This is a genomic window from Coprococcus sp. AM97-35 (assembly GCF_027697525.1).
Lineage (GTDB): Bacteria > Bacillota > Clostridia > Lachnospirales > Lachnospiraceae > Allocoprococcus > Allocoprococcus comes.
On sequence record NZ_JAQESL010000064.1, the window covers coordinates 1 to 420 of the forward strand.

General features: G+C 36.0%; 1 protein-coding gene. It reads right to left on the minus strand.

Going from position 1 to position 420, the window contains the following annotated elements; translation table 11 throughout:
- Positions 1-17 precede the first annotated feature (17 nt).
- Positions 18-420: RNA polymerase sigma factor (locus PG840_RS16570; RefSeq protein ID WP_270613906.1), on the minus strand; the 403-nt coding region annotated here is incomplete at its 5' end.

Consider the following 420-nt stretch of genomic DNA (forward strand, 5'->3'; position numbering starts at 1 on the left):
TAAATGTTTGCTTCATTTTACTGTTTCTCCTTTAGTAATTTTTTCATAAGTACCAATGAGTTATGTCGATTTTGGAATACACCGCTTCTGGAAATATTCTGCTTTTTTGCAATTTCTTCGTTGTTCATTTCCAAGAAGTAATACATCAGCAAAGTTTCACGGTTACGCTCGGATAACTGTTTCAAGGCTTCTGCCAATTCATCATCATAGACACGAATATCATTACCGCATACATTGAAAATCGTATAGTCCGTATCATAGTCGTCCCAGACAGCCAGATTTTCTACAACGATTTCTGGAAGTTCACAAAAGAGTGTTTCTTCCTTTTGTCGTCGTTTTAATTTCTTCTGATAGTCCTTAACAACATGTCGGACAACTTTCTTCAAACAACTTTCAAAACGGCATTGAACTGTTTTCTGG